This is a genomic window from Oleiphilus sp. HI0061 (genome assembly GCF_001635675.1).
In genome coordinates this window covers 1-8,465 of sequence record NZ_LWFE01001054.1, presented here as the reverse complement: position 1 = coordinate 8,465, position 8,465 = coordinate 1, and the positions used below count along the sequence as shown (strand labels likewise).

At 45.7% G+C, this 8,465-nt stretch carries 9 protein-coding genes; 7 read left to right on the top strand and 2 right to left on the bottom strand.

Annotated features, from left to right (window positions below):
- Nucleotides 1-1,624 precede the first annotated feature (1,624 nt).
- Entirely contained in the window at nucleotides 1,625-2,095 is a 471-nt protein-coding gene (locus A3735_RS14285; protein ID WP_068511358.1) for an MASE3 domain-containing protein, read from the bottom strand.
- Between the two features lie 187 nt (nucleotides 2,096-2,282).
- Between A3735_RS14285 and A3735_RS14280 the strand changes: the two genes are divergently transcribed.
- Both A3735_RS14280 and A3735_RS14275 read left to right on the top strand, forming a co-directional pair.
- Nucleotides 2,283-2,483, top strand: coding sequence for a hypothetical protein (locus A3735_RS14280; RefSeq protein ID WP_068511361.1), 201 nt, complete (start codon nucleotides 2,283-2,285; stop codon nucleotides 2,481-2,483).
- Between the two features lie 3 nt (nucleotides 2,484-2,486).
- Nucleotides 2,487-2,828 carry a hypothetical protein gene (locus A3735_RS14275; RefSeq protein WP_068511364.1) on the top strand — a complete coding sequence of 114 codons (342 nt, stop codon included), beginning with the start codon at nucleotides 2,487-2,489 and terminating at the stop codon, nucleotides 2,826-2,828.
- Nucleotides 2,829-2,855: 27 nt separating this feature from the next.
- On the opposite strand, the gene A3735_RS14270 is transcribed toward A3735_RS14275, so the two are convergent.
- Nucleotides 2,856-3,083 (bottom strand): PA3496 family putative envelope integrity protein, encoded by a 228-nt coding sequence (locus tag A3735_RS14270; protein ID WP_068511365.1) that lies wholly within the window; start codon nucleotides 3,081-3,083, stop codon nucleotides 2,856-2,858.
- 246 nt (nucleotides 3,084-3,329) lie between these two features.
- Between A3735_RS14270 and A3735_RS14265 the strand changes: the two genes are divergently transcribed.
- The 5 genes from A3735_RS14265 to A3735_RS14245 all read left to right on the top strand — a co-directional run bounded on the left by A3735_RS14265 (nucleotide 3,330) and on the right by A3735_RS14245 (nucleotide 8,418).
- Entirely contained in the window at nucleotides 3,330-4,556 is a 1,227-nt protein-coding gene (locus A3735_RS14265; protein WP_068511367.1) for an MFS transporter, read from the top strand.
- A gap of 150 nt (nucleotides 4,557-4,706) precedes the next feature.
- Nucleotides 4,707-5,972 (top strand): serine hydroxymethyltransferase, encoded by a 1,266-nt coding sequence (gene glyA / locus A3735_RS14260; protein ID WP_068511369.1) that lies wholly within the window; start codon nucleotides 4,707-4,709, stop codon nucleotides 5,970-5,972.
- Between the two features lie 124 nt (nucleotides 5,973-6,096).
- Nucleotides 6,097-6,570: a transcriptional regulator NrdR gene (gene nrdR, locus A3735_RS14255; protein ID WP_068509328.1), complete on the top strand. Its 474-nt coding sequence runs from the start codon at nucleotides 6,097-6,099 to the stop codon at nucleotides 6,568-6,570.
- Nucleotides 6,560-7,729 carry a bifunctional diaminohydroxyphosphoribosylaminopyrimidine deaminase/5-amino-6-(5-phosphoribosylamino)uracil reductase RibD gene (gene ribD / locus A3735_RS14250; protein ID WP_068511370.1) on the top strand — a complete coding sequence of 390 codons (1,170 nt, stop codon included), beginning with the start codon at nucleotides 6,560-6,562 and terminating at the stop codon, nucleotides 7,727-7,729. Before nrdR ends, ribD begins: the two co-directional genes overlap by 11 nt.
- Before the next feature lie 20 nt (nucleotides 7,730-7,749).
- A complete protein-coding gene (locus tag A3735_RS14245) occupies nucleotides 7,750-8,418 on the top strand; it encodes a riboflavin synthase (protein ID WP_068511372.1) in 669 nt (222 codons plus the stop codon).
- Nucleotides 8,419-8,465 lie beyond the last annotated feature (47 nt).

Genomic DNA, 8,465 nt, shown 5'->3' with positions numbered 1-8,465 from the left:
TAGTTCATTTATTGAGGCGTCAATATTCTGTAGGGCTTTATGAAAGCTTCTGGCAAAAATACCTACTTCGTTATTCTCGTTCACGGGTAGGTAGTCAATTTCGCCTGTTTGCTCATAGCGTTCGAGTGTTTCAGTCAATCTCGAGAGAGGGCGGGTAATTCTGCGAGAGATTAAAATGGCAGCCGTTAAGGCAACTAAAGCTAGCGATAAACCTATAAGCAGGCTTTTGTTGCGAGTTCCTTCCAGAGCTAATGCAAGCTGTTGATGTGAGGATGATAGTAGAATATGGAGTTGTGGGCTGCCATAAGTCGCACCACCTTTTAATACTTTGTAATACGCAGAGTATTTAGTATTGGTACTGTCTTTTAACTGCGTAAACGTCAGCTTGTTGGTGCCTGACTGAAAGTGCTGAGTGAGCTCGGGGAAATCTCTAAGTAAGTTTTTATCATGTGATGATGAACTATTATCTGAAGAGCTTTCCTGATAAAGATATTCACCTTCAGCGTCACTGATATAGAACTGTCTATTGCTATTGTAGCGAGGCAAACCAGAGATAATAGCCATTGGCTTAAGCGTTGCGATTAATACATAGCTGGCTGTATCGTCCAGAACCTTGAATAACGCGTTTGAAACGCTTGAAAAGACCTTTTCTGTTTCCAGCTCAACTAGATCTGGACTTAGGTAGATATCAGAAAAGTAAATCTCCCCCGATTTTAACTTGCCACTTTGCTTCAGTGTAGCTAGGTCTCTTGTTAGAAAGGTGTCTGAGCTTTCCTCTCCGCTCTTGCTGTCAGCCTTGTGGCTTGTATAAAGAACTTCCCAGCCAATTACACTGTCCGGTCTTTTGGCGACTAGCTTGATATTTACTACGCCTGGATTTAAAAGCAAGTAGTGTTCGAGAGTGCGATTGACTGGCTCAGACTCAGTGATGCCTCCTTGCACATAGGCTTGAATGGCATAGTGCTTGCCCAGGGAAACTAAGTCTTGGGCACTTCTTTGAAATATGGATTGATAGCTCGACTCAAGCATCTCAGCTTCGTGCTCAAGCTCCTGTAGGTTCTTTTTCTTTATTTGGGCGATATGATCCAGATACACAGAAATACTGATGATGGTGCCGACAATGAGTGTTAAAGAGAATGTAACTGAGGGGATTAGTAGACTTATAGGGCGCTTCGCACGTTCAGTTTTTGAAGTTCTGATATGTTGATGTGTAAGAGGGGGTGTTTCGCGGGGGCCGCTATCTGTTGATGAGGTGGCGGTGTTGAAAATTAGGCTGCGAGTTATGCCTGCTAGCATAGAAAGGTAAGCAACAATTTTCAGTATATGAGCGATATTGAAATGGTTATCGAAAAGTTGCGTAGAGCCGAATGCCACATGCAGTTGGGTTANGCACTCTGGAATGCAGCTTAATAAAAACGCCAGGCTGACGGGGTCGCGTTCTTTCTGAAACCAGGTCCAGAACAATGTGGCGGCTAATAAGTATGTCGCTAGTGGAAGGATGTCATAGGGGCGGCTTATCAATTCGCCAGGGAAAGTGGTTTGCGGTAGGTTTTCGCTCACCGAGGCTAGATAAACACTTACGAAGGCCGAACCAACAAAAAAACTATCGCTAAAGGAAGTAGCTTTAGATGCTTGTACAGGGGGGGTTATTGCTGTGATACAAAGCCCATAAGCTTAGTGCCGCCCCGACGGTCATGATTGAAGCATTGAAAAGGCGGGAAAGCGCCCAGGTAAAAGGAATAAAATCAGTGTTCTGGGCTTGAGCATCGATCACTCTTGCTGATGCCAAGGTATGAAAAATGTCGATCGATGCTGCCGAGAGCAATGCAAGCCCCATGATAGGGAGTGTAATATTACGATGATAGTAGTAATGAACAAACGCAAAGATAGCGCCGATACAGGCAATAGAAATTGCGCTCCATTCGAGAATGGTATGTAGGATAGCTCCCTGCAGCGCTTCCAGCATCGAGCTTTGTGTTGTCACTATATCGACTTTTGTCGGCGCAGCGCCAAAGTCAATTCCTAGCATATTAGGTAAAAAAGGTAGAGTGCAGAGAAAAAATAGCCCAATAGTCAGTTTTTTGGGAGACGTCATTCAAACTTCCGAAATATGGTGACGTGGTGCGATGGCATTAAAGAAGTATAGTAGAAATGTCTTCAAGTTCACGTCAGTATGCAAATAATAGGAAAGTCGCTATGCTTTGGTTACACTGAACAAATGGATAGTCTTGGTATGCTTTTGTTTTTTGGGTGCAACTAGCCAAATTGGGTTTAGATGAATTATGAGCGAACAAGCAAAAGCGCTGATTACCGAAATATTTGATGCAGCTTGTGTTAAGCAGTTTGAAAGCTTGGGCTGTCAAATAGAAGTAACGGATAGAAGTTCATATTCCCGAGAAGTGATGGCTTCGTATATTACGGCAGGCTCTGAAGACCTGACAATTTCTTTGCTATTAAAAACACCGCGTTTACTATTAGCGTAAACTATGCCGATAGTTGATGTAGATAGAATTGGTGACCCAAGTTTTCAAGAAGATTGGAATTGTGAATTGGCCAACCGTTTTCTAGGTAGAATAAAAAATAGCTTGGTGCAGCATAATTGTCGGTTGGCTATCGGTTTGCCCGAGGTGATGAGTAAGTCAGATATGAAACACTTTCACTGCGATGGTGAAGAGATTGTTCGTCACTTTTCCATTAGCAGTGAAATAACCGATAGCGTGATGGACTGCCACCTATACGTAGACTTCCACAACGATGCTCTTTATTTAACTGAAGGCCGTCGACCAGTTGAGGACCAAGGTAACGAGGGCGACTTGGTAATCCTGTAGCGCCTAGCTATTGGGCCAAAACGAACGTTATAAATCGTCCCACCACTCTTTAAGCTCTGCCTCTAAACGCTTTTTCTCCTGATGATCTTCAATTGCTCTTCTTGCTTGGGAGCGGCGCTTTGCACGATCTTTTTTCTTTGATTCGCTTTGCTTTTGATGAAGTTCGTGAGCGATATCCATAAAGTCTACATGGATGGCTTCCAGAGAATTTTCTTGCTCAAAAGTGCTCGGGTTCTGAGATTCATGTGCTTGCATAGTGTGTCTCCTAACTGGCATCGATAAAGTTTCGAAATGTTTACTGTTTTGCATCTCACCTTATTTGGAGCTCAGGCTAGCTTTTGGGTGTGACAGTTTTGTGAAGCAAAAATGACGATTTAGACAAAAATATGGGCTTGTGAAGTAGGTCGCTTGGATGATAGTTTTGCCCGCATTTGAGCTTCTTTGTCAGTACGCTGATGGCAAGAGCTGCTCGTCAAGATCGATGATTTAGGAGAATATAACGTGCCCGTCGCCAGCCTAGCCGTCCTGTTTGCGCTGTACTTTTCTCAAGGCCTTCCTTCGGGAGTGCTAGCTCATGCTTTTCCGGCCATTATGCGAGACCAGGGCGTGTCGCTGGAATATATCGGACTGATCAAACTCCTTGCCTTGCCATGGGCTTTAAAGTTTATTTGGGCTCCCTATGTTGATCGTATCGGTTGGGCTCGTATAGGCGTGCATCGAACCTGGATAGTAGCGATGCAGTTATTGCTTGTCGGATTGCTCTTATTAGCTTCTATGTCTAACTATGAAAGCTTGTTTGGCCCCTTGATTGTTATTTTTCTCATCGGAATTCTACTGGTGAATACCTCGGCCGCGACTCAGGATATTGCAACCGACGGTTTGGCTGTGAAAGTTCTAGCAGAGCGTTTCAGGGGAATCGGAAACAGTGTCCAGGTAACAGGTTTTAAGTTGGGAATGATTTTAAGTGGTAGCGGCTTGTTACTAGGGATAGACCACTTTGGTTGGAGTCTGAGTATGCAGCTTATGGCCTTGTTGTTAGTTCTACTAATGTTGCCAATCTTCACTGGAGCTATCCCTGTTTACCCAAAGGTGACCAATAACTTTGATGCAGGTGTTGCTGATAAAGGCATGGCTAGGGCATTGCCTCTAACTGTCTACAAGGGCTTTTTTAAGCGTTCAAATATGCTTGCTTGGGTATTGGTGCTAATCACCTATAAACTGGCAGACTCCTTAGGCTCGGTAATGATCAAGCCCTTGCTGATCGATAGTGGCTTCTCGCTAGGGGACTTGGCAACGATCACTTTATGGTCTTCTATTGCGGGTTTGCTGGGGGCTGCTTTAGGCGGGTATTTATACCTTCGTCTGGGGGCAAAGAATATGATGCTTATTGCTGGCTTGGCCCAGGCTGTGGGAATTGCTCTCTATACGCTAGTGGACCTGCACTGGGTTGGGATTCTTGGGGTCTATGGTCTAAGTATATTCGAGCAAGCAGTCGACGGCATGTCTACAGTAGCCCTTTTCTCGCTGATGATGGCGCAATGTCGTTCCGGACATGAAGGTGCAGACTTTACCGTTCAGGCCAGTATTCAAGTCTTGGTCTCTGGTTTGGCGGCGGCTCTGGGAGGTCTCTTGGCTGGCATGTTGGGGTATTTTTCTACCTTTGTTGTTGCGGGCGCTGTTGGCTTAGTCAGCTTAGTGTTTGTGTTACATTATTTTCGACAAAAATGATTGATGAAGTTCACACAATAATCGTATAAAATGGCGCTTTTTTGAACGATCAAATTCTGTTCACTCTATATGGCTCATTACAAGAGTTGAAGAATGACTAGGGAATGACCGTTTTGAGGCTTATTTTTTCCTGAATGATAGAGGCGATGAATGTTTACTCGTGATATGACTATAGCTGGCTTTGATGATGAAATAGCAAATGCAATTACTGCTGAAGCAACGCGTCAAGAAGAACACATTGAACTGATTGCATCAGAAAACTACACCAGCCCTCGCGTGATGGAGGCTCAAGGTTCTGCATTAACGAATAAGTATGCTGAAGGCTATCCGGGTAAGCGTTACTACGGTGGTTGTGAGCATGTTGACGTGGTTGAGCAGCTAGCGATTGATCGTGCTAAAGAGTTGTTTGGTGCTGACTACGCAAACGTTCAACCTCATTCAGGTTCGCAAGCCAATGCTGCTGTTTATATGGCGCTTTGCTCTCCCGGCGATACGGTATTGGGAATGAGCTTGGCTCACGGCGGTCACTTGACGCATGGTGCGTCAGTAAGCTTTTCCGGTCGTATCTATAACGCCGTGCAGTACGGTTTGAATGAGCAAACGGGTGAAATCGACTACGATCAGGTTGAAGCGCTTGCTCGTGAACATAAGCCAAAGATGATTGTTGCAGGTTTTTCTGCCTACTCTCGTATTGTTGATTGGCAGCGTTTTCGTGATATTGCTGATGAAGTCGGTGCATTCTTATTCGTAGACATGGCGCATATTGCCGGTTTGGTTGCGGCGGGTGTTTATCCTAGCCCAGTTGGCATCGCTGATGTAGTAACGTCTACTACTCACAAAACCTTGGGTGGTCCCCGTGGCGGTATCATTCTGGCGAAGGCAAATGAAGCGCTAGAGAAGAAATTAAACTTTGCTGTATTCCCTGAAAGCCAGGGCGGCCCTTTGATGCATGTAATAGCTGCTAAAGCGGTGTGCTTTAAAGAAGCTATGTCAGATGAGTACAAGTCTTACCAGTCTCAAGTTGTTGAGAATGCCAAGGCGATGGTTGCAGTTTTCCAGGAGCGTGGCTTTGATGTGGTATCAAATGGCACTGACGATCACTTGTTCCTGCTAGATTTGATCAGCAAAGATATCACGGGTAAAGATGCTGACGCTGCACTAGGCAAAGCGAATATTACAGTGAATAAAAATGCAGTACCTAACGACCCACGCTCACCTTTTGTGACCAGTGGCTTGCGTATCGGTACGCCAGCGGTAACCCGTCGTGGCTTTAAGGCTGCCGAGTGTCAGCAACTAGCGGGCTGGATGTGTGACGTAATTGACGCTTTGGTTAAAGATGCTGAAGATACGACTGCTATTGAAAGTGTTAAGAAGGACGTTATCGACCTTTGTGCTCGCTTCCCAGTATACGCATAAATAGTTAACCCGGTGCGGTGATGAGGCGTTTCCTCATTTCTGCACCTTTGGCCTGCCAGCTGTTAGTGGTTTAGTTGGCTTGCTGCTCTGAATTGGCCTTTCTTCTGAATCAAAAGGTTTTTTGATGCATTGTCCTTTCTGTAGTGCGACGGATACAAAAGTTATCGACTCTCGACTGGTTGCCGATGGCGGCCAGGTTCGCCGTCGCCGTGAATGCCTGTCTTGTAAAGAACGCTTTACTACCTTTGAAACTGCTGAGCTGGTGATGCCGAGAGTGGTTAAGCAGGATGGCACTCGTCAACCTTTTGATGAGGACAAGCTCAACAGAGGCTTCACCAAGGCTTTGGAAAAGCGCCCCGTCAGTATTGAGGCGATTGAAAGCGCGATCAATAACATTAAGGCCCGATTGAGAGCAACAGGCGAGAGAGAGCTAAAAGCGATTGCTATTGGTGAAGAAGTGATGAAAGAGCTGCGTCGCCTGGATGAGGTGGCTTATGTTCGTTTTGCCTCTGTCTATCGTAGTTTCCAGGATATCAATGAATTTAAGGAAGAAGTTGATCGGCTAGCTCGTTCTGAGAATACCAAAAATGACGCTTAGTGCTTTCTCAATAGATGACGCTCACTATATGGCTGAAGCTTTGCGCTTGGCCAATAAAGGGGTGTATACAACCCAGCCAAACCCACGGGTAGGTTGTGTCTTGGTGAGGGGCGGTCAAATTGTGGGGCGTGGTTGGCATAAGAAGGCCGGAACAGGGCATGCAGAGGTAAACGCCCTCGCTGAAGCGGGAGGACTCGCGCAAGGTTCGACAGCTTACGTTACTTTGGAACCCTGCAGCCACTTTGGTCGAACACCTCCCTGTGCTAAAGCCTTAATTGATGCTCAAGTATCTGAGGTGGTTGCTGCGATGCTGGATCCGAATCCTGAGGTGTCAGGTCGAGGCTTTAAACTTCTGGAGGATGCGGGAATAAAAGTACGCTATGGCTTGATGGAAGCTGAGGCGCGGGCACTTAATCAAGGCTTTATTAAGCGAATGGAAACTGGTTTGCCTTATCTTCGGATTAAAATGGCGACCAGTGTTGATGGTCGTACCGCCATGGAGTCCGGGGAAAGTCAGTGGATAACTGGCCCGGCTGCACGTTCTGACGTACAGCGTTTGCGTGCCCGAAGCTCTGCTATTATTAGTGGCATTGGTACCATTCTTCATGATGATGCAGCCCTAACGGTTAGAGCTAGTGAACTGGGTCTTGATCCTGAATGGTCCCGAGAAATTGAAAAAATTCAGCCTTTGCGTGTCATTCTTGATCGTCAGGCTCGCTTGCCTAAGACTGCTCGACTATTAGAACAGGAAACGCCTATATTGTGGTGTGTTTCAGAGGCCAGTGAGCTAAGCCAGGAAGCGCAGGAGGTGTCTCAGCTTGGTTTTGTTGATGTGCTTCGCTTGTCTTCTGCATCAAGTTCAAATGATGCGCATAGTGAGCTGCAAGAAGTGATGTCCAAATTAGCTGAGCTTCAGTGCAATGAGGTGTTACTAGAGGCTGGAGCCTTGTTAGCGGGAAGCATTATTGAACAGGGTTTGTGGGACGAACTCTTGGTTTACATGGCGCCAAAATTATTAGGAAGTAAAGCTCGACCGCTTGCTGAACTTGGTTTAGATAAAATGTCTGAGAGTATTGATCTGGACTTAAAAGACTTGAGGCTGGTTGGTCAGGACATTCGAATGATTTATATGCCGGCTGAAGTGTCAGGCTCTCGCTAGCGTAAAGGATTGGATAAGCGATGTTTACAGGAATTATTGAAGCGCTTGGTGTGATCGAGCGATCAGAATCAAAAGGGCGAGACCTTGTTTTAACTATTTCGACAGGCAATTTGGATCTGTCGGACGTAAAGCTAGGCGATAGTATTGCGGTAAATGGCGTATGCTTAACGGTAGTAACTTTGAACTCAAAAGGGTTTACTGCAGACGTATCGGCAGAGTCCTTGGTGCATACTAATCTCAAAGAGTTTCAAGCGGGTACGAAGGTTAATTTAGAGAAAGCGCTGACTTTATCGACACGTTTAGGTGGCCATTTGGTAAGTGGTCATGTTGATGGTGTGGGTCAAGTGCTTGCCAGAAAGCAGGATGGACGCTCGATTCGTTTTGATATTCGTAGTCCAGAAGAAATTCGCCGCTATATTGCAAACAAAGGCTCGGTAACGGTTGATGGGGTTAGCCTCACGGTAACCGGGCTGTTAGCAGAAGGCTTTTCGCTGAATATTGTGCCACACACGGCAGGCGAAACGACTATCGACGCTTATCAGGTTGGCCAATCAGTTCATATAGAGGTTGATTTGATGGCTCGTTATGCTGAGCGCCTATTACAGGTAGGCTCTTCTGATGTCACTGAACAGAAAACGGAAGGCAACTTGGATAAGGCCTTTCTGGCACAAAATGGTTTTTTAAGATAAACCTTTTACACTGTATTAAATAATAGGCAGCGTTTCACCTTCGATAT